The organism is Shewanella aquimarina (assembly GCF_023349185.1).
GTDB lineage: Bacteria > Pseudomonadota > Gammaproteobacteria > Enterobacterales > Shewanellaceae > Shewanella > Shewanella aquimarina.
On record NZ_JAKIKY010000004.1, the window covers coordinates 246,283 to 265,990 of the forward strand.

Annotated in this window: 18 protein-coding genes; 9 read left to right on the forward strand and 9 right to left on the reverse strand. The window is 55.1% G+C overall.

What is annotated here, in order from left to right; translation table 11 throughout:
* Nucleotides 1–200: 200 nt before the first annotated feature.
* From L2731_RS07235 to L2731_RS07245, 3 genes are all read left to right on the forward strand, one after another.
* Nucleotides 201–590, forward strand: a complete 390-nt coding sequence (locus tag L2731_RS07235) for a DUF3302 domain-containing protein (RefSeq protein WP_249252469.1) — start codon at nt 201–203, stop codon at nt 588–590.
* A 1-nt stretch (nt 591) separates the two neighbouring features.
* Nucleotides 592–1,728: an HlyD family secretion protein gene (locus L2731_RS07240; RefSeq protein WP_249252470.1), complete on the forward strand. Its 1,137-nt coding sequence runs from the start codon at nt 592–594 to the stop codon at nt 1,726–1,728.
* Nucleotides 1,729–1,952: 224 nt separating this feature from the next.
* Complete coding sequence (locus tag L2731_RS07245; RefSeq protein ID WP_249252471.1) at nt 1,953–3,422, forward strand: AAA family ATPase; 1,470 nt, start codon at nt 1,953–1,955, stop codon at nt 3,420–3,422.
* An 11-nt stretch (nt 3,423–3,433) separates the two neighbouring features.
* Here the strand turns inward: L2731_RS07245 and L2731_RS07250 are convergent, their stop codons facing one another.
* Nucleotides 3,434–3,973 carry a DUF4136 domain-containing protein gene (locus tag L2731_RS07250; RefSeq protein ID WP_249252472.1) on the reverse strand — a complete coding sequence of 180 codons (540 nt, stop codon included), beginning with the start codon at nt 3,971–3,973 and terminating at the stop codon, nt 3,434–3,436.
* 188 nt (nt 3,974–4,161) lie between these two features.
* On the opposite strand from L2731_RS07250, the gene L2731_RS07255 reads away from it, so the two are divergent.
* A complete protein-coding gene (locus L2731_RS07255) occupies nt 4,162–4,434 on the forward strand; it encodes a DUF1289 domain-containing protein (RefSeq protein ID WP_239849739.1) in 273 nt (90 codons plus the stop codon).
* Between the two features lie 78 nt (nt 4,435–4,512).
* Here L2731_RS07255 and L2731_RS07260 read toward each other — a convergent pair whose 3' ends face one another.
* From L2731_RS07260 to L2731_RS07280, 5 genes are all read right to left on the reverse strand, one after another.
* Nucleotides 4,513–5,796 carry a sensor histidine kinase gene (locus tag L2731_RS07260; protein ID WP_249252473.1) on the reverse strand — a complete coding sequence of 428 codons (1,284 nt, stop codon included), beginning with the start codon at nt 5,794–5,796 and terminating at the stop codon, nt 4,513–4,515.
* Between the two features lie 10 nt (nt 5,797–5,806).
* On the reverse strand, nt 5,807–6,520 hold the full coding sequence (locus L2731_RS07265; protein ID WP_011864701.1) for a response regulator: 714 nt from the start codon (nt 6,518–6,520) through the stop codon (nt 5,807–5,809).
* The gene (locus L2731_RS07270) at nt 6,520–6,828 is read right to left on the reverse strand and encodes a DUF3019 domain-containing protein (protein WP_239849741.1); all 309 of its coding nucleotides are present in this window, start codon (nt 6,826–6,828) and stop codon (nt 6,520–6,522) included. The genes L2731_RS07265 and L2731_RS07270 overlap by 1 nt, the downstream gene beginning before the upstream one ends.
* 107 nt (nt 6,829–6,935) lie before the next feature.
* Nucleotides 6,936–7,814 carry a MipA/OmpV family protein gene (locus tag L2731_RS07275; protein ID WP_249252474.1) on the reverse strand — a complete coding sequence of 293 codons (879 nt, stop codon included), beginning with the start codon at nt 7,812–7,814 and terminating at the stop codon, nt 6,936–6,938.
* 172 nt (nt 7,815–7,986) lie between these two features.
* Nucleotides 7,987–8,823 carry a LysR family transcriptional regulator gene (locus L2731_RS07280; RefSeq protein WP_249252475.1) on the reverse strand — a complete coding sequence of 279 codons (837 nt, stop codon included), beginning with the start codon at nt 8,821–8,823 and terminating at the stop codon, nt 7,987–7,989.
* 156 nt (nt 8,824–8,979) lie between these two features.
* On the opposite strand from L2731_RS07280, the gene L2731_RS07285 reads away from it, so the two are divergent.
* The 5 genes from L2731_RS07285 to L2731_RS07305 all read left to right on the forward strand — a co-directional run bounded on the left by L2731_RS07285 (nt 8,980) and on the right by L2731_RS07305 (nt 15,391).
* On the forward strand, nt 8,980–10,155 hold the full coding sequence (locus tag L2731_RS07285; RefSeq protein WP_239849744.1) for an acyl-CoA dehydrogenase: 1,176 nt from the start codon (nt 8,980–8,982) through the stop codon (nt 10,153–10,155).
* 108 nt (nt 10,156–10,263) lie between these two features.
* Nucleotides 10,264–12,537 carry a dehydrogenase E1 component subunit alpha/beta gene (locus L2731_RS07290; protein ID WP_239849745.1) on the forward strand — a complete coding sequence of 758 codons (2,274 nt, stop codon included), beginning with the start codon at nt 10,264–10,266 and terminating at the stop codon, nt 12,535–12,537.
* A 14-nt stretch (nt 12,538–12,551) separates the two neighbouring features.
* On the forward strand, nt 12,552–13,622 hold the full coding sequence (locus L2731_RS07295; protein ID WP_249252476.1) for an ACP S-malonyltransferase: 1,071 nt from the start codon (nt 12,552–12,554) through the stop codon (nt 13,620–13,622).
* Nucleotides 13,623–13,688: 66 nt separating this feature from the next.
* A complete protein-coding gene (locus L2731_RS07300) occupies nt 13,689–14,210 on the forward strand; it encodes a GNAT family N-acetyltransferase (RefSeq protein WP_249252478.1) in 522 nt (173 codons plus the stop codon).
* A 614-nt stretch (nt 14,211–14,824) separates the two neighbouring features.
* Nucleotides 14,825–15,391: an acetate uptake transporter gene (locus L2731_RS07305; RefSeq protein ID WP_041510231.1), complete on the forward strand. Its 567-nt coding sequence runs from the start codon at nt 14,825–14,827 to the stop codon at nt 15,389–15,391.
* Here L2731_RS07305 and L2731_RS07310 read toward each other — a convergent pair.
* Genes L2731_RS07310 through L2731_RS07320 form a run of 3 tightly spaced genes read right to left on the reverse strand, consistent with a single transcriptional unit; the run spans nt 15,388 to nt 19,644 of the window.
* Nucleotides 15,388–16,572 carry a response regulator gene (locus tag L2731_RS07310; RefSeq protein ID WP_239883886.1) on the reverse strand — a complete coding sequence of 395 codons (1,185 nt, stop codon included), beginning with the start codon at nt 16,570–16,572 and terminating at the stop codon, nt 15,388–15,390. The two genes, L2731_RS07305 and L2731_RS07310, sit on opposite strands and share 4 nt — an antisense overlap.
* Nucleotides 16,569–16,907 carry an Hpt domain-containing protein gene (locus tag L2731_RS07315; protein WP_249252480.1) on the reverse strand — a complete coding sequence of 113 codons (339 nt, stop codon included), beginning with the start codon at nt 16,905–16,907 and terminating at the stop codon, nt 16,569–16,571. Before L2731_RS07315 ends, L2731_RS07310 begins: the two co-directional genes overlap by 4 nt.
* A complete protein-coding gene (locus tag L2731_RS07320; RefSeq protein WP_249252482.1) occupies nt 16,897–19,644 on the reverse strand; it encodes an ATP-binding protein in 2,748 nt (915 codons plus the stop codon). Before L2731_RS07320 ends, L2731_RS07315 begins: the two co-directional genes overlap by 11 nt.
* Between the last annotated feature and the right edge of the window lie 64 nt (nt 19,645–19,708).

Here is a 19,708-nt window from a genome sequence, read left to right on the forward strand (position 1 = left end):
CCTCTTAGCAAGGAATATGCAGACCCCTTACGCAGACAAGTGTGTACTGGATCAAGATTATGACGCGAATTAGGAAAGCATTATCAGCAATTTATGGCTAGTATGGATAAAGTAAAACTGCGAGATCTGTTTGTTTGCGCCAATCTCGATGGCGCGGCGTGTTGTGGTTAAATAGGTTCAATAACAATAAGGAGTGAGCCGTGTTTTTGGATTACTTTGCATTAGGTGTCATCATCTTTGTCGCCGTTTTCCTGTTTTATGGGGTGATCGTGATCCACGATATTCCTTATGAGATAGCCAAGAAGCGTAATCATCCCCAGCAAGATGCCCTGCATGTTGCCGGTTGGGTGAGCCTGTTTACCCTGCACGCTATCTGGCCCTTCCTGTGGATCTGGGCGACCCTGTATCGCGAGGACAGAGGCTGGGGCTTCAACAAGGTGGTCGAGCGAGAGCTGGCGTTGGAAGATGAGGTCAAACAGCTCAATCAAACCATAGCTAAGCTTGAGCAGCGTCTGAGCGCCGTCGAGGGCGGGCAAACGGCCTTGCATGTGGTCGAGACACAGTCAGATTCCCAAGAGAAGGAGTCATAAGATGGATCTATTACTCATTCTGACCTACACCGCCATCTGTATCGCCATCTTTAAGATCTTCAAGATACCCTTAAACAAATGGACAGTGCCCACGGCGATTCTCGGCGGCATAGTGATCGTCGGCGCCCTGGTGCTGCTGATGAACTATAACCACCCCTACACGCCCTATGCGCGTCAGGTGTTTGCCACGGTTCCCATCAACCCCGCGGTGCGCGGCCTGGTGACCAGCGTCGAGGCCAAACCCAATGTGCCCCTGAAGAAGGGGGATGTGCTGTTTCGCATCGATCCTAAGCCCTTCGAGGCGGTGGTGATGCAAAAGCGCGCGGCACTGGCGGCGGCCGAACTCGAGGTGCCCCAGTTAGAGGCGGCCTGGCAAACGGCTCAGGCCAGTGTGGAACGGGCCACGGCCGACAGAGACAGAAGCAAGTCGGCGTTCGAGCGATACGAGAAGGGGCGCAAGCGTGGCGGTGCCAACTCACCCTTTACCGAGCTGGAGCTGGATAACAAACGCCAGCTCTACATGGCCTCCGAGGCGCAGCTCGCCGCGGCGCGCTCTGAAGAGTTGAGAGTCAGGCTCGCCTATGAGTCCAATGTCGATGGCGTTAATACCAAAGTGGCCGGGATCCGAGCCGAACTGGATAAGGCGATGTACGATCTCGAGCAAACTGTGGTGCGGGCGCCGGCCGATGGCATAGTCACTCAGATGGCGCTGCGTCCCGGGGTGATTGCAGTACCTATGCCGCTACGCTCCCTGGTGAGTTTTATTCCCGACGAGGAGCGCTACTTTGCCGGAGCCTTCTGGCAAAACTCCCTGCTGCGCCTCAAGGAGGGAGATGAAGCCGAGATGATCTTGGACGCCGCGCCGGGTCAGGTGTTTAAGGGACGGGTGGCCAAGGTGTTGCCAGCCATGGCCGAGGGCGAGTTTCAGTCTCAGGGGGCATTGGTCTCTTCCAGAGTGCTACTACCAAGGGGGCGTGCCATAGTCTTGATTGAGCTGGACGATCACGAGGCGAAACGTAACTTTCCCGCCGGGGTATCGGGTCAGGCGGCCGTCTATACCGAGCATTTCTCCCACGTGGCCGTGATGCGCAAGGTGTTGCTGCGCATGCAGGGCTGGTTGAACTATCTATTTCATTAACTGATAGCCTGCCAGCCTGGCGAGTCATATAGAGTCCCGCCAATAGATAAGCCCGCGTTGCGGGCTTTTTTGTGGGGTAATTCATGGCGTGAACAATTGAATTTGTTGAGATACTGGGGTATCAATAGCGCTTGGGTTGGCGAACCAGGGCCAGCCCTGGTGGCTAATGCTTCTATCGCTAGTGACTAATCTTATATCGCTAGCGGCTCTGTTTAAGGATGACTATGCAAGATATTCGCGATCTCACCGCCGTGCTGCGCTCCAATACCCCGATCGTCGTGATCGAAACCTATGAAGAGTATCGGGTGATCGAGCTGCTAAAAAGGGTATCGACCATCCTATATCAGCCGCTGTTTACCTGGAGCATCACCCAAGGGCTGGCGCGTGCCGATGTGAAGATGGGGACTCAGAAATTCAACACAGATCCCACAGAGATCCTGGGGCAGATCAAGTCCACCAGTCAGCAGGGGATCTATGTGCTGTGCGACTTTCATCCCTTCGTCGACAATGCCCCCAAGAATGTGCGTCTGCTCAAGGAGATCGCCCTAGAGTATGAGGCGCTGAAACATACTATAGTCCTGGTGAGCCATGCCTTCGATATTCCGCCCGAGATCAAACGCTACTGCGCCCATTTCTCCATCTCGCTGCCCGATACCGTGCAGCTGCAAAACCTTATCTATGAACAGATAGACAAGGCTCGTGGCGAAGGTCTGCTGCAGAGTGTCGATGATGATGCCGTGGCTAAGCTGGCCGAGAATCTCAGGGGGCTGACCTTCGACGATGCCCGCCGTCTGGCCCATAAGGCGATAGTGGATGATGGGGCCATCACTCACTCGGACGTGGACAGGATCAACCAGGGCAAGTTTAAGCTGCTGGATATGGAAGGTGTGTTGCAATTTGAATATGACACCAGCGACTTCTCTCAGGTGGCTGGCCTGCATAACCTGAAGAAATGGCTCTCCCATCGCAGTCCGGTATCGAGTGCAGAAGGGCGGGTCGATCATCCCAAGGGGATCTTGCTGCTGGGGGTACAGGGCAGTGGTAAGAGCCTGGCGGCCAAGGCCGTGGCGGGCATGTGGCAGCGTCCCTTACTGCGCCTGGATATGTCGGCCCTGTATAACAAGTATATCGGCGAGACGGAGAAGAATTTGCGTAACGCCCTGGCGCTGGCCGATCTTATGGCGCCTTGCGTATTGTGGATAGACGAGATAGAGAAGGGGCTCAGTAGTGGTAGCAGCGACGATGGCACCTCTAAGCGGATCCTGGGAGCGCTGCTGACCTGGATGGCAGAGCGAAAATCTGAGGTGTTCTTGGTGGCTACGGCCAACGATATCAGTGCCCTACCACCCGAGCTGATGCGTAAGGGCAGGATGGATGAGATCTTCTTTGTGGATCTGCCCGACGATAGCGTGCGCCAGGCGATCTTCCTGATCCATCTGCAGCGTCGTCGGCTCGACCCGCTCAATTTTGACCTGGTTAAGCTGTCACAGGCCAGCCAGGGCTTCTCCGGCGCCGAGATAGAGCAGGCGATCATCTCCGCGCGTTATACGGCGCGAGCGGCTGAGCAAAGCGTGTCTCAGGCGCTCTTATTGGGCGAGTTGATGAAGACCCGCCCCCTGTCTGTGGTGATGCGGGAAAAACTGGCCGCGCTGCGTCACTGGGCGCAAGGGCGTACCGTCAACGCCCATCAATAGCGGGTGCGAGTCTACTCGGGCTTAGGGGGGAACTGAGAGAGAATCTTGTTCACGGTTTCCCTGGTCTCTCTGGCCTTTTTCTCGCCGCCATCATCGTAATCAAACTTATCGCTGCCGCGCCAGACAAGCTTGTTGCTGGCGCTGTCGACTATGTCTATCTGGATGAGCTGCATCTTGGCGCTGTCGCTGCCCAGTGGCACACCGACGCTGGTGCCGACTCCGACACTGCCTGAGCTGCCCCAGCTGCCGGTTCCCAGGCCGATGGAGAGCCCGGAGCTCTTGGGCTTGTCTACCACCTTGAAGCCGTAGGTCACCATAAACTGGGGCTGGTCGGCGACCTGGCTGTAGCCTCTCTGAGTCAGGCTATCGACGATGGCCTGGTCTATTCGCGCCGTGCTGAGGGGGTCGCCGATATTGGCAGGACTCTGCAGGGTGAAGCGCTTAAGCGTATCGAAGTCATACTGGGTATCGTAATCTGTGGTAGGTTTGCTGGCACAGGCGCCTACGAGTAAGGCGGCCATTGTTAGGATGAGCAGGCGTAGTGAACTCATGAGACTCCTTAATAATCATAATTTGATGCTATCAGCTTATTTATACAAGAGTTTTCAGTTTTAGTGTATGAATAAAGTTTAGCCTGTTGCCGAGATTTAGGTTATGTTTTAACTATAGGCTCATTTAGCGACCCCTTAAGTGAGCCCATATTCAAGATGTCGCAGACAATTAGGTGTAGCTAGCCCCCATGGAACAGTTAGAGTTTTTCGAGATCCCCAGTCCCTGTATCGGTGTCTGCCAGACAGACGCTCGGGGCTATTGCAAGGGCTGCCTGCGAAGCAGAGAGGAGCGCTTCAACTGGCTGCACTTCTCCGATGCGCAAAAAAATGAGGTGATTCGCCTATGTAAACAGCGTCATCGCCGTCGTCGCCTGGCCCTGCTAAAGGCGAAGAAGACGGCCATCTTGGAAGAGCGCGCCGCCGCGACCCAATCACTGGACTTCGACATCGATGCCGAATGATCTCGGCTGGCGTTAACCCAATGTCGAGTTCGGCCGCATCAACATACCACTTACTCGTTTAAGCCCGTTTTCCGTCTGCTATTTTCTTTGTCTGTTCGCGCTCACCCTGGGCCAGCTCAGGGTAAATACCGTATTGCCCGGCTCGCTTGCCAGTGACACCCGGCCATTGTGCTTGTGCATGATCCGCTTGATGATGGCCAGCCCCAGTCCATGACCCTTGTTGCCATTCTGTACCACCTTGCTGCGATAGAAAGGTTCGAAGATCTTCTCTTGATCCACGGCGGCGATACCCGGGCCATCGTCGATCACCTTGAGCTGCACCGACTTGTTTTCCTGGCGGATGGCGATGGTGATATGGCTCTTGGCAAAACGCTGGGCATTGATGATCAGGTTTTGCAGTGCCCGTTCGATAAGCGAAGGATCGCCCATCACCTTCAGCTCGGGTGTCTGCTCGTCAAAATAAATTGGAATGCTGTGGCGGTTTTGCAGGCGGCTGATGGTCTGCTGGGTAAGCCGAGTAAGCTCACAGCATTCAAACTCTAAATCCTGCTGTTGTGACTCCAGGCTGGCATAGGTGAGCAGTTCCTGCAGTAGGGTCTCCATCTCCTTCACATCTTGCTGCATCTCGTCGAGAAATTCCTGGCGCCGCTCGGGATCTGAGTCGGGGGCACAATATTGAGGCACCAGGGCCAGGGCAAACTTGAGCCGGGCCAGGGGGGTTCTGATCTCGTGGGAGACGGCGTTAGAGAGATGCTTCTGGTTCTCGATCAGCGCGCTGATGTGGCGTGCCATCTCGTTGAAGGTTGACGCCAGGGGCTGTACCTGGGAGCGGCTGGAGAGTTGGATCTGGGTGTCCCACTTGGCCTGGCCAAATGCCTTGGTCGCCAGTCGCAGCGTCTTGAGATCCCGTGACAGGGGCCAGACCCAGATCAGCGCGACCAATGCCAGGGAAAGATAGAAGAAGAGGGTAAACAGGCCGCGCAGCTGCTCCCTGGGATCTATCTCTATGGGCCCTGCCATGAGGATCTCCTGGTCATCGATCTCGATAAAATGCAGCTCGTGTTGCTCGTCCGGGGCGGTCACCAAGACGCTGTCGCGGCTGAGGGATTCATCTTGGTTGATGGCCACCTGGGCCTTAGGCAGTAGCCTGAGTGGGTAGCTGTGTTGGGTGCTGAGCTGGGAGAGAAACGCCTCGCGCTGGGCCTTGGGCAGCTTGCCGATCAGCTGAGCCAAGGCGATGAGCGGCGCGTCTTGGGCGCCGCCGTCGTCGACATTGTTTTGCCAGATGCTGTCCAGGGTCCAGCCGATACCGAGAAAACTGAGGCTCAGTAGCAGGTATAGGCTGATGAAGAGTCGTTTCAACGCAGCTCCGTTAGTTGTTCCAGGCTTCTGGGGCGAATAGATATCCCTGACCCCATACCGTCTTAATTCTAAATGGGGTTTCGATATTGTCACCTAACTTCTTGCGTAGCCGTGAGATACGCACGTCGATCTTCCTGTCTTTACCGTCGAAATCTATGTTGAGCAGGTATTGATAGATATATTGGCGGCTCAGTACCTGGCCCGCCTGCGATGCCAGCAGCCAGAGAAGCTCGAACTCATGGCTGGTGAGATCCACCTCGAGATCGCCAAGGCGAATCGCCTGAGTGTGGGGATCTATGCTGAGTTTCCCGAAGCTGAGGCAGTGAGACTCGGCCTGCGGTGGCTTGGCGGTGCGGCGCAGCAAATTATTGATGCGGGCGATAAGCAGCGCAGGGTCGACTGGCTTTACCACATAGTCGTCGGCGCCCAGCTCTAACCCTTTGATCTGATCCTCGTTGGAACCCAGGGCGCTCATCAGCAGGATAGGGCCGGCAAAGTAGTCGGGCAGTTTTTCACAAAGAGTAAGGCCATCCATCCCTGGCAGCATGATATCGAGCAAGATGATATCTGGTTTGTAGTTGATCAGTCGGGTCAGTACTGTGTCACCACGACGCTCAACTTCCACGTGCATTCCATGCGACTTTAAATAATCCACAATCAGGTTTGCCAGACGAATATCGTCTTCGACGAGCAAGACTCTATGGGTCGATTGAGATTCTGTCATTAGAATAGACTCCAGGGGTTGCGATAACGACGCCTCACCTGAGGCGACGAAGTAGGGGTAACTTTTAATTTTACGCCGGCCAATGTTTGGTGGCTTTCTTTGTCTATCATGACAAATTGAATATCTTTTTGTGTCTCAACCTTCACGGTGAGCGAGTGGGTATTGGGGGAATCGGCGCACCACTTTTCCAGGTCGCTATGATCCGACATGATACAAACCACCTGGGGATAGGTGGTTTCCCAATTCAGTACCAACTCAATTTCACAGCTCTGTTCGACATCGGCCGTGATGCAAAATTGGGGTGACAATGACAAGCTGGCCGTAGACTCTTGGCCCGCGGCATAGGTAATGTTACACAGTAAAATAATGGCAAGAATTGCCTGTATCAGCCTGAAAGTCATTGAAAACACAAACCTTAAAACCTATAGGCTGTGCCGATAAAGTAAGTGTTGGCGTAACTTTCGGTGACGAGCGGGCTGTCGGTGATCGCATCGGCCAAGTCGGTATAGCGTACCAGGAAGAGCAACTCCCAGTGCTCATTCATTATGTATTGTGTCGTCAATTCTAATCCTAAATTAGTGCCAGAACCGGCACGATAGCGTTCACTCCAATATGCATTCTCGCTTGGACGTACGCCGTAATAGTAGTTGATGATCTCTTCGCTCTTCCAGTTGGCCACCGCGGCGACTTCAAATTTCCAGTCGGTCAGCGACAGGTTGTAGAGCCATTTGACTTTGCCTTCCATGCCGGAGTGGACATCGAAAAGGTCGTGGGCCAAGGCGAGGTTGATTATACCCACCGGAGTGTAAATAAACGCTTCGGCTCCGCCAAGAAGTGTAAATTTTCTGTCTTCGAGTTCGTTGAAAAACGGCTCGGGCTCGGCGCCAAAAGCTTGAAATCGCGAGGTAAGCGCCGGTGTCGAGCTGAGCTGGCTGGTACCAGAGATAAAGATGTTCGACGGATCCCAACGGTAGAAGTAAGCACTGTCGCTGCTGAAGCTGGTGGTCAGGTTGAGGCTGAACAGCTCCTCGTCCGCCAGGGTGTAGCCCAGATTGCCATTGTCGAAAAACCAGCTGTCGCCATAGTAGGCTAGGGTCGGTGCCAGGTAGATGGGGATATCGTCGTAGTCGCGGATGGGGTTACTGCGCTCACCATAGCCTAACGCCAGGCCGAGTTGCCACTGGCCAACCTCGATGCATTCATCATCCATATGACGAACCTTCTGCTCTTCGGCCTGGATGGCAAAGGAGAACAGCAGAGTCGTAAGTAGGCCTGTCAGCAGCTTGTTTTTCATGGGTATAGATACACTAAATTGGATCAAACAGGAGTCTGAACAAAGATTACCATTTACGTCATATATGCACAGCGTTTTCGCTATTCCTGATGCAAAATGATACAGCTTGATGCCTTGTGTTGGTTGCATTTTGGCGAAATGTTGCGCAGCAACAGGGAGCCTGTGATCCCTTTTAGCTATAGAGTTTACTGACTTGTTGCAACTGCCTCTGCTGCTCGGTGCGCTCCCCCTCTCTGGGCATGGCCAGGCCGACGGTGCGCCTGAGCTGCAAGTCGCCAATCGCCTTATAGATGATGTTGTTCTGCTCCATCAGTACCGGCAGGGCTGGCACCAGGGCGATACCCACGCCGGCGGCCACTAAACCCACGGCATATTCCACCGTCTGGATCCGTGCGCGGATCTGCATCTTTATCCCCTCGAGGTCCATCAGCTGCTGCAGATCTGCCAGGGCCTCGCAGGGGGCGCGGTGGATGAAGGGCTGGCCGCTGAGATCCTGCAGGCGGATCTCCTTTTTCAGGGCCAGGCTCATGGTCGAGGGGATCGCCAGTAGGTAGTCGTCATGCCAGATGGGCTGAAACACTTCGTCCGACTTTAGCTGACTGGTGGTGATGATGCGGGCGTCGCAGGGCTCGTTGGCCTCGACCAGGGTAAGCTCCATATCATGGCAGGCCTGGCTGAAGTCTTTGAGCAGCATGCTCATGCGTTGTACCCCGAGGGAGTTGATCAGCCCAAGCTTGAAGGGTTGGCGCTGCTCTGGCGTATTAAACAGCGAGGCGATCGCCTTGGACTCGTTTAGCAGCCGCTGGGCCAAGGGATAGAGGCGCTCTGCCGACTCTGTGGGGCTCACACCTCTGCCGTGACGCTGGAACAGCTGAGTGTTGAGCTCGTCTTCGAGTTGACTGATGGCCGAGGAGATCGACGGCTGGGCGATATAGCACTGCTTAGCGGCGGCGCTGATGGTGCCCTTATCGTAGACGGCGACGAAGTAGCTCAGGGCTCTCAGGTTCATCTTTACCCTTACGTAAGATATAGAAAATAACTATGTAAGCTAAACAAAAAGAATATTTTTCCTACGGATAAATTATGCCTATGCTAGTCGAATTAGCAAGTGATGAATTAGTCACCAGCGACAACCACAACAATAACGACAGCAAGGAACAGACTCATGGCTCGAGTGAAATTTGATTGGCAAGATCCACTGCAATTCGATGCGCTACTTAGCGAAGATGAACGCATGATCCGCGACATGGTGCACGACTATGCGCAAGAGAAGTTGATGACCCGGGTATTGATGGCCAATCGCGAGGAGCATTTCGACCGTGAGATCATGAACGAACTTGGCGAGCTGGGGCTCCTGGGGGCGACCCTGCCCGAGGCCTATGGCTGTGCCAATGCCAACTATGTCAGTTATGGCCTGGTGGCCCGTGAAATTGAGCGGGTCGATAGCGGCTATCGTAGCGCCATGAGCGTGCAGTCTTCATTGGTGATGCACCCCATCTATACCTATGGCAGCGAGCAGCAGCGTCAGAAGTACCTGCCTAAGCTGGCTACCGGCGAGTGGGTAGGCTGTTTTGGTCTGACCGAGCCGGATGTGGGCTCAGATCCCGGTGGGATGAAGACCCGCGCCGAGCGCATCGAGGGGGGGTACCGTCTCAACGGCGCCAAGATGTGGATCACCAACTCGCCTATCGCCGATGTGTTTGTGGTGTGGGCCAAGCTCGATGGGGTGATCCGCGGCTTCATCCTAGAGAAGGGGATGAAGGGGCTGAGTGCGCCTAAGATTGAGGGTAAGTTCAGCCTCCGGGCATCGATCACCGGCGAGATAGTGATGGACAATGTCGAGGTGGGTGAAGAGGCGCTATTGCCTAACGTCGAGGGACTCAAGGGCCCATTTGGCTGCCTCAACAAGGCTCGCTACGGCATCGCCTGGGGGGCGCTTGGCGCCGCCGAATTCTGTTGGCACGCGGCGCGTCAATATAGCCTAGACCGTATCCAGTTTAACCGTCCGCTGGCGGCCACTCAGCTGATTCAGAAGAAGCTGGCCGACATGCAGACAGAGATCACAACTGGTTTATTTGCCTGTCTGCAGGCCGGTCGCCTGATGGATCAGGACGCCTTGCCCGTCGAGGCCATCTCACTCATCAAGCGTAACTCCTGCGGTAAGGCGTTGGAGATCGCCCGTATCTCCCGCGACATGCATGGCGGCAACGGCATCAGCGACGAGTTCCATGTCATCCGTCACGTGATGAACCTTGAGGCCGTCAACACCTACGAGGGCACCCATGATATTCATGCGCTCATCCTGGGTCGTGCGCAGACCGGTATCCAGGCCTTCGGCTAATTCCTCTCCTTCAGCTCGGAGCGACGGCGTCGCTCCGCCTTCTCGTCGCAGCGGCCTGTTGAACGCCCGTGGTATAGGCCTTGTTGCGCCCAATTGAGGTAGATCAACTTGGAAGATAGAGCTATTGCCCTCGACAGGCAATTTGTCGAACGTGTATCTCAGCAAGATTTCCTGGAGATAGAGCAGGGCTGGTGCCACACTCGCCTGGGGCTCAGCGATGCCGATTTTGTTGGCATGTTTGAGTCTCAGATGAAGAGCCGGCTGCTGGATCTCGAGTCCCGTAAGATGCGAGCCCGTAATCAGGGCTTCTATACCATAGGCAGCTCGGGCCACGAAGGCAACGCCGCCTGCGCCGCGGCCCTGCGCCCGACCGATATGGCGTTTCTGCACTATCGCAGCGCGGCCTTCATGATAGAGAGGGCGCGCCAGGTGCCCGGCGAGACGTCTCTGTGGGACATGCTGCTCTCCTTCGCCGCCTCCAGCGAAGATCCCATCTCGGGCGGACGCCATAAGGTACTTGGCAGTAAGCGCTTGATGATACCGCCGCAGACCTCCACCATCGCCTCTCACCTGCCTAAGGCGGTGGGGGCAGCCCTGAGTATTCCCCTGACTCAGAGGCTGGATATCGACAGTGCCCTGCCCGAGGACAGCCTGGTGTTCTGCAACTTTGGTGATGCCTCGGCGAACCACGCCAGCGCCCAGACGGCGATCAATGCCGCGGGCTGGGCCGCCTATCAGCAGGTGCCACTGCCGCTGCTGTTTGTCTGCGAAGACAATGGTATCGGCATCTCCACCGCCACCCCAAGCGGCTGGATCGCAGCCAACTTTAAAGATCGCGCCGGCATCAAGTATTTCTATTGTGACGGTCGGGATCTACTGGACTGCTACCGGGTCAGTCGCCAGGCGGCTGAGTATGCCAGAGTCAAGCGCCGTCCCGTCTTCTTACATGTCAGAACGGTTCGCCTGATGGGGCATGCTGGCAGCGACGCCGAGATTGCCTATCTGAACAAACAGAAGATTTTAGACAACGAGGCGCAGGATCCACTGCTGCTCACGGCCAAGCAGATCATCGAGGCCAAGCTGATGAGCCCGGATGAAATCGTCGAGCAGTACCAAAGCCTCAAATCGCGCATCGCGGCCATTGCCAAGGTCGCGGTCGAGCGGCCAAAACTGACCAGTGCCAAGACGGCGATGGCGGCGGTGGTCCCGCCTGTAAATGACCAGGTTCAGTCACACCAAGATCTGTCCAAAGAAGCCTTTGCGCGGCTATTCAGCGCAGACAAGAACTCCCTGGGTAAACCGCTGCACATGGGCAAGCTGATCAACATGACCCTCACAGAGTTGATGGCACGTCAGCAGAACATAGTGGTCTGCGGCGAGGATGTGGGCAAGAAGGGCGGGGTGTATCATGTCACCTCGCGCCTGGTGGAGCGCTTCGGGCCTAACCGGGTGATCAATACCCTGCTCGATGAGACCTCCATATTGGGGCTGGCCATCGGCATGGCCCACAACGGCCTGCTCCCGATTCCCGAGATCCAGTTCCTCGCCTATGTGCACAACGCCGAGGATCAGATCCGCGGCGAGGCGGCGACCCTGCCGTTCTTCTCTAACGGCCAATTTACTAATCCCATGGTGATCCGCATCGCCGGTCTGGGTTATCAGAAGGGCTTCGGCGGCCACTTCCATAACGACAACTCTCTGGCGGTGTTTCGCGATATACCTGGCCTCATCCTGGCCTGTCCCTCCAACGGCGCCGATGCCATGGGGATGCTACGTGAATGCGTGCGGCTGGCCGAGCAGGAGCAGCGACTGGTGATCTTCCTTGAGCCGATCGCCCTCTACATGACGCGGGATCTGCACCAGGAGGGCGACGGCCTCTGGAGTCATGCCTATTGTCCTCAGGAGCAGGCCAAGGCGCTGCCCTACGGTGAGCTGGGTGTCTACGGTAAGGGCAAGACCCTGGCCATTCTCAGCTATGGCAACGGCTATTACCTCAGCCGTCAGGCCGAGCGTGAGTTGGCCGAGCAGGGGATAGATTGCCGGGTTATCGATCTGCGCTACCTCATCCCGCTTAACGAGGAGGCGATCATCGCTGCGGTCAGCGAGTGTGAACACCTGTTGATCGTCGATGAATGCCGCCGCAGTGGCTCGGTAAGCGAGGCGATAGTCACCTGTGTGCATGAGCGTTTGGGGGATCTTGCGCCGCAGATGGCCAGGCTGACCGCCGAGGATTGCTTTATTCCACTGGCGGAGGCGGCGACCCTGCCGCTGCCTGGGCGCTCGCAGATAGTCGAGGCCGCCCTGGCCCTGATTGGTGAGCAGGCAAAGGACGACGAGGGGAGTGAAACCATCCAGCGCACAGGAGTGAGACAAGCCTTATGACACAGGAAGCTAAGATGATGAAGACAGGCGAAACGGCGGCGACAGGCAAGCTAAGAGCGCTGGTGGTCGCGCCGGGAAGAGGGTGCTACAACAAGGAGGAGCTCGGTTATCTCGCCAGGTACCATAGCGACAAGCTTGCCTTTATCGAGGCGATCGATGCCTATCGGCGTGATTTGGGGCAGAAGCCCGTCGCCGAGCTCGATGCTCAGGGTAAATACTCCTTTAAGCTGCACACCCCGGGGGAAAATGCCTCGGCCTTAATCTATGCCTGCGCCATGGCCGACTTTATGGATATCGACCGTGAGCGCTTCGATATCGTGGCGGTCACGGGTAACTCCATGGGCTGGTATATCGCCCTGGCGCTGGCCGGCGCCCTGGATGAGCGCGGCGCGATTGAGGTGATCAACACCATGGGCAGCATGATGAGTGATGGCCTGATTGGCGGACAGATGATCTATCCAGAGATGGACGATAACTGGCGCCGGGACAAGACCAAGACAGCACTGCTGGACAGGGTGATCGCCGAGGTGAATGAGCAGGCCGGCTGTGAGCTCTATACCTCTATTCATCTGGGGGGATATAGGGTGCTGGCGGGTAACGAGGCGGGGCTGACTCAGGCTGAGGTTTTGCTGCCAAGGCTTGAAGAGCGCTACCCAATGCGACTGTATAACCATGGCGCCTTTCACTCGCCACTGCTGATGGATATTGCGCGCCGGGGGGAGCAGGCTCTGCCCGAGTCGCTGTTTCATCGTCCCAGATTGCCCATGGTCGATGGCCGAGGGCATGTGTGGAATCCTTTCTCCACTGATTTGGCACGACTGCACAGCTACACCTTAGATCATCAGGTGGTGGCGCCCTATGACTTTAGTCAGGCGATGGCCGTAGCGGTCAAGGAGTTTGCCCCTGATTGCGTGATAGTGCTGGGGCCGGGTAACACCTTAGGCGGGCCCGTGGCGCAGACGCTGATCGCCAACCAATGGTTCGGTTGGCAGAGTAAGCAGGATTTCAGCGAGGCGCAGAAGTTGGCGCCTAAGCTGATCGCCATGGGCAACCCCGCGCAGCGACCCATTGCCACGGGAGAATAAGGGCGTTGCTATGCTTATTGTACCTATGGCATATTGCCTTCTTTTATAAGGAAATATAGGACGTTTATGGCAGAGCAAGAGTTTGATTCCCCCCAAGCCCCGGATATCACTATTCGTCACAGCACAGATGGCGACATAGAGGGGATTTTCGCCTTGTACGGTCAGCCTAGCTGTTATGCCGGTACACTGCAGCGTCCCTATCCGTCGCTGGCCTTCTGGCAGAAACGCCTGAAGGATCTGCCGGAGAACTGTTACAGCCTGGTGGCCGTTCGTGATGGGCAGATAGTGGGGCAGCTTGGCATGGAGGTCTACAGCAATGCCAGGCGCAAGCATGTTGCCAACTTTGGCATGGCGGTGTGTGAGTCGGCGCGTGGGCAGGGGATCGGCAGTGCTTTGCTGGCAGCAATGATAGATCTGGCGACCAACTGGCTGGCGGTGCGTCGTATCGAACTTGAGGTCTATACCGATAACGAGGCCGCGGTTACGCTCTACAAGTCCCATGGTTTTGTGATAGAAGGCGAGGCCAAAGATTACGCCTTTCGGGATGGCGGCTATGTGAATGCCTTCCTGATGGCCAGGTGCAGCTAAGCCCTGACTTAGAGCCCTGCCTTTAAGGTCTGGGCTTGAGTCATAGCTTTAAACATTAGCTTTAAACATTAGCTTTAAACATTAGCTTTAAACATTAGCTTTAAACATTAGCTTTAAACATTAGCTTTACGCATAAGCTATGAATGCTCTCTAAGCGCCCAGGCACAGGCGCTATCTGAGACGCAAAACTGATCTAGATCAGCAGATGGTTAACTAAGATCTTCTGCTGATTTTTTTGATAGGTCGATCACGTAAAGCCGTAAAATGTGAGGCTTGTCCTGTCTACCCGGGTTTTACTTGTTGTAGGAGCGCTCGCCTGAGATGACCCGAAACAAGCTTTGTGACGCAACCCTCAAAAAGTGAGTTAACGTGATCTTGATCGTCTTGGCGGTGGGGAGATATTTATCTCAATGAATTTATTGGATATTTTTACGCTCCGTTAATATCATCACTCGACTTTACCTCTTATCTTATTGTTTTGTATCTATTTTTGTTATGACGCGTCGCCGACTCGGGCAGGCATTGTAGTGTCCTTAAGACTGCTCTAGAATCCGCCGCGATTTTGACCGCGCCATGGTGGCGCATTTACTGCGAGCGATAACGAGGGGAATTAAATGTCGACAAAATTGGCCAATCCTGCGCCTCTGGGTCTGATGGGGTTTGGTATGACGACTGTGCTGTTGAACATACACAATGCGGGCTTCTTTGACATCGATGCCATGATCTTGGCGATGGGGATCTTCTACGGTGGTCTGGGCCAGGTGCTGGTGGGCATGATGTGCTTTAAACGGGGGGACACCTTCGGCACCACGGCATTTACCTCATATGGCCTGTTCTGGTTGACCTTAGTGGGACTCATTATGCTGCCTAAGCTTGGACTTGCCGCCGCCAGTCCGAGTCATTTCATGGGCTGGTACCTAAGCCTTTGGGGTGTGTTTACCGCCTTCATGTTTGTCGGTTCTTTGCGTTACCCTCGCGCCAAGCAAGTGGTATTTGGCTCCTTGACCCTGCTGTTTTTCCTGCTGGCGGCCCGCGACTTTACTGGTAGCGAGTCGATTGGATTGATCGCCGGATTCGAAGGGATATTCTGCGGCGCCAGCGCCATCTACTTTGCCATGGCCCAGGTGCTTAATCAGGAATATGGCCGGGTGATCCTGCCTATCGGTGAGGCTAAAGCTTAGCCATATTCGATGGCGGTCTTGACCGCCTGTAGGATCTCGGTGCGATTGGAGGGCTTAAGAATGTACCCCTTCAGTCCCACCTGAGCCCAGCGCTTGATCAGCTCACGGTTGTTGTTGCTGGTCAGCGCCACCACGGGAATGTCCTTACCGTCGTTATGGACCTTGAGTTGCTTGGTGGTGTTGATGCCATCTAGGTGGGGCATATAGAGATCCATGAGAATCAACGAGTAATCGTTCCCCTTGATCATCTTGAGGGCGGTCAGGCCGTCGCAGGCCTGCTCTGTGTCATATTCATCCTGCTCCAGCACCTTGACGATCATCTCGCGGTATATCTGATTGTCTTCCACCACTAAGATCTTCTTCTTGGGCGGCTTGGCGTCATGCTCATCAAACAGGGAGGAAACCAGGGCCTGACTGGGGAGCCTGCTTTTCTGTTTAGCCTGTACCTTCTGCTTGATATCTTTGATCTCGCTGTGGCGACTGGTGAGCTGCGCCAGGATGAGATCCAGACCATCTTTGATCTCCACCTCAAGCTGGGTCAGTAGGGGCTCGATATGCTGCTTCGCCAGCGATTTGACCAGTGCCTTGTCGTGACCCATGCCCTCGTCGCCATGGGGGAGTTGCTCGGTCGACTGCTCCATGGAGGCCTTGCAGGAGTCGACTGAATCCAATAGTTGACGCTTACACTGACTGCTGAGTTCGATCAGCGAGGCGAGGTTAGTGTCTATCCGCTCTAGCTGGTCGTCATCCAGACCGGCGTAATGGTCATCCCCCTGACTCTGTCTCAGTCCGTTGTGGACTATCATCTTCAGGCGAAACTTCTCATACAGGGGGAGATAGACGAAGTAGTTGTCGAATACCCCCTTGATGCAGCTGCGAAAGGCCAAACCAGATTCCTTGTTCTTACACAGCACAATGGCGTAATGCCTGTGGACGATCTGCTGATTCTTCAAGAGCTTGGTATAGAGCTCTATGCTGAGTTTCACCGTGCTCATGGCAAAGAGGATCACCGAGGGTTTATGCTCTTTTATCTGCTCGCCCACCAGCCTAGTGACAGGCACAGTGCGGTATTCGTCGACCTGTTCGGCAATGATGTTAGCCGCGCCTGAGATATCCTCCTCCTTTTCATAGAGCATGATCACTTCGGGGTGACGGCTGGCGACGCTAGGTTTTCGGGTCATGAGTTGATCACCTCTATCAGGGATTGCAGGGCGTTCTTGAGCTGGATGATGAGCTGCTTGCACTGAGCCATATCTTGCTCGATGGCGGCGAACTCCAGTTGCTGTAGTTTGTCGGTAACCTCTTCGGCACCAATCGCCTTGGCAGAGGTCTTGAGAAAGTGCGCCCCCTGCTTGAGCCCCTTGAATTCGCGGTTGTTGTAGTGGGTAGCGAGTTCGCGCAGGCTGGAGCGCGCCTGGCTGACGAAGTCCTGTTTGAACTGGGCGATGAGGGTAGGATCATTGCCGATGAGATCGCGCATGATCTTAGGGTTGAGGATCTGGGGACTATTCTTCATGGCGATACCATTTTTGTATGACCTTCTTCAGGTCTCTCAGCTGTACGGGCTTGCTGACAAAGTCGTTCATGCCCGAGCGATAGCAGTCGTCGAGTTCGGTTGCCATGGCGGCGCCTGTGATGGCGACAATGGGCACCGACTTACGTTGGGTGCTGGTTTCTATCTGGCGGATCTGTTTGGACATGTCATAACCGTCTAGATTGGGCATATGGCAGTCGGTGAGGATCAGTTTGTAATTCGCCGATTGCCACAGGTGTACACCGGCGAGGCCATCTTCGGCGAGGTTGCAACGATAGCCAAGCATGTCGAGTTGTTTAAGAATAAGCTTCTGATTTAACGGGTTATCCTCAACGACCAGTATGTCGGCATCCCCCTTGAGTCGAGGTTCTGGCTCCTGAGTTAAGGAGTCAAAGAGCTCTAACTCCATCTCCTCGAGATCGATGGCGAGGTCGGTGTCGAGACGTTTCTGCACCGCCTTGAGCAGCAATGCCTTGGATAACAGATAGATATCCAGGGTGTCTATCTGGGGAATGGCCTGCTTTAGCGCCTTGCGTTGGTGTTGGGGCAGGGCCACGAGCCAGTTACTATGCCCCTTGGGGCTCGCCGCCTGATTGACCAGAAAACTCAGCTCGTCTGCCTCGCCTGTGGCGAGGATAATCACCAGCTGCAGGCTTTGGGTGTCGAAACCCAGGTGCTCGGCCTGGTAGCATTTGACCCTGCCACCCTTGTCGGTCAAACACTGTTTAATCCAGTCCATCTTACTCTGGGGCTGTCCCAGGTTCACTATCCCTATGGTGTGTTGGGAAAGCGTATGATTCTGCTCATGGCGATGGGCGCGCCAGAAGGGAAGCTCGACACAGAATTGGGCGCCCTGACCCAGCTCGCTTTCGAGATTGACACTACCGCCCATCAGGTTGGTGAGTTTGCCGCAGATAGCCAGCCCGAGTCCCGTGCCGCCATAGTTACGCGTGGTAGAGCGCTGCGCCTGTACGAAGGGGGTAAAGAGACGTTTCTGGGTCGCCTTGTCTATGCCTATGCCGTTGTCTGTCACAGTGAAACGCACCCGGGTCACGATATCATTCTGCTCGCTCACGGCGATGTTTAGCGAGACACAGCCCGTCTGTTCCTCTGTGCTGTGGGTGAACTTCATCGCGTTGCTGAGTAGGTTACTGAGAATCTGTCGCACCTTGACGATATCTCCTTCGACCCATTCGGGCAGATCCAGGGCTTCCTCTACGGCGAACCTCAACCCCTGGCGGCTGGCAACAGGCGAGAAACTCTTGATCAGATCGGCGATGACTCCGGTGAGGTGGAAGTCTTGCTGCTCAAGTTGCATCTTGCCCGACTCTATCTTGTTGATATCTAGTATGTCGTTAAGGATATAGATGAGGTTATTGGCCGAGGTCGAGGCGGTTTCGATAAGATCTCTTTCTTCGCTCGACTTATCAGCCAGTGACAGCAGCTCCAGCGCACCGATCACCGCATTCATCGGCGTGCGAAGCTCGTGGCTGATCATCGAGAGAAACTCACTCTTGGCCTGGCTGGCGATTTCGGCTCGCTCCTTGGCAAGCTGCAGTTCTGTGGTGCGCTGCTTGACCCGGCTCTCCAACGATTTGTAGCTTTCCTGCAGCGCCAGACGGGCCTGATAGATGGGGGTCTGATCGATGCAGATGCCGTCGATGCGGCTATTTTGATTGTTCTGTCCCTGGCTCACCTTGCCTTTAGCAAGTATGTAGATGGTCTCCTGGTTGGGCAGAATGGCGCGATACTCCTGATGAAAGGGGGTGCCGTTGGCCAGGGAGTCCTCGACGGCCGTCATTACCGTGGGTAAGTCTTCTGGATGGATCCGTTCGGCCCACTTCTCTAATACGCCAATATCTTCAAAGTTGAGGCAAAACATCTCGTTGGCTCTTTGATCCCACTGCCAGATCCATCGTCCCCGTTCATCTATTTGTGCCCGCCAGTTACCTATGTTACCGGCCTCGAGCGCCAGCTTCTTCGACTCGTTAGCCTCGTTAAGGGCGTCGAGCATGGCGTTGGATTCTGTCTGATCTTTGATGAGGCCGAGCAGCTTAAAGTGGCCATTGTCCAGGAAGATATGCTCGGCGAACAGCTCATAGACCCTCTCCATATCTTTTGAGTCGATACGAAAACGAAATTGAGTCTTATGTTTGCCCGAGGGCGAAGGGGCGAGAAAGCTATCGAACTTATGGCGGTCTTTCATCCTGACCATCTGCTGTAGCACCTGCCAGTCTAGGGGACTGTGATGGCTCAGCTGCAGCAACTCCTTCATCCTGCTGGAGAAACGCGTCTGGCCTGTGGCTGAGTCATAATGCCAGATGCCGATATTTGCCGAGCAGAGAAAATCCTCGAAACGCTTGAGGTAGGCCTGCTGAATATTGGGATCATCTCTCTGCGCGACAAACAGCAGCTGGTAGTGACTGTCGTCTAGACGGTGGGGGAGCAGTTGGTACCAAGGAGTCTGAGACTGGCGGTGGAGGCGTACGTCGAGGGATCGTTCCTCTGTTAATGCATGGGCGATGGCATCAATGAGTGAGGTGCTTGAATCGATTTGATTAAGGGTCAATAGCTGATCGAGTGGGTGCTCGATGATGGCCGCATCATTAAGCTTAAACAAGGCGCAAAGGGCGTCGTTGGCCTCGATGATCAGTCCTTGCTCATCGCAGATAAGCTGCGCAAATGGTGAGTGGTCAATGCTTTTCCCTGTAGGCGCCATGGCATCCACATCCTTGTTATTGCTTAAGAATAAGTCTAGACCTATGTGAGCAATTTTGGGGAAT

Coding starts and splice junctions, on each gene's coding strand:
- L2731_RS07310 (WP_239883886.1), bottom strand. CDS start 16,572: ATGACCCGAAAACCTAGCGTCGCCAGCCGTCACCCCGAAGTGATCATG.
- L2731_RS07300 (WP_249252478.1), top strand. CDS start 13,689: ATGGCAGAGCAAGAGTTTGATTCCCCCCAAGCCCCGGATATCACTATT.
- L2731_RS07285 (WP_239849744.1), top strand. CDS start 8,980: ATGGCTCGAGTGAAATTTGATTGGCAAGATCCACTGCAATTCGATGCG.
- L2731_RS07280 (WP_249252475.1), bottom strand. CDS start 8,823: ATGAACCTGAGAGCCCTGAGCTACTTCGTCGCCGTCTACGATAAGGGC.
- L2731_RS07320 (WP_249252482.1), bottom strand. CDS start 19,644: ATGGCGCCTACAGGGAAAAGCATTGACCACTCACCATTTGCGCAGCTT.
- L2731_RS07240 (WP_249252470.1), top strand. CDS start 592: ATGGATCTATTACTCATTCTGACCTACACCGCCATCTGTATCGCCATC.
- L2731_RS07250 (WP_249252472.1), bottom strand. CDS start 3,973: ATGAGTTCACTACGCCTGCTCATCCTAACAATGGCCGCCTTACTCGTA.
- L2731_RS07315 (WP_249252480.1), bottom strand. CDS start 16,907: ATGAAGAATAGTCCCCAGATCCTCAACCCTAAGATCATGCGCGATCTC.
- L2731_RS07245 (WP_249252471.1), top strand. CDS start 1,953: ATGCAAGATATTCGCGATCTCACCGCCGTGCTGCGCTCCAATACCCCG.
- L2731_RS07295 (WP_249252476.1), top strand. CDS start 12,552: ATGATGAAGACAGGCGAAACGGCGGCGACAGGCAAGCTAAGAGCGCTG.
- L2731_RS07255 (WP_239849739.1), top strand. CDS start 4,162: ATGGAACAGTTAGAGTTTTTCGAGATCCCCAGTCCCTGTATCGGTGTC.
- L2731_RS07305 (WP_041510231.1), top strand. CDS start 14,825: ATGTCGACAAAATTGGCCAATCCTGCGCCTCTGGGTCTGATGGGGTTT.
- L2731_RS07265 (WP_011864701.1), bottom strand. CDS start 6,520: ATGACAGAATCTCAATCGACCCATAGAGTCTTGCTCGTCGAAGACGAT.
- L2731_RS07275 (WP_249252474.1), bottom strand. CDS start 7,814: ATGAAAAACAAGCTGCTGACAGGCCTACTTACGACTCTGCTGTTCTCC.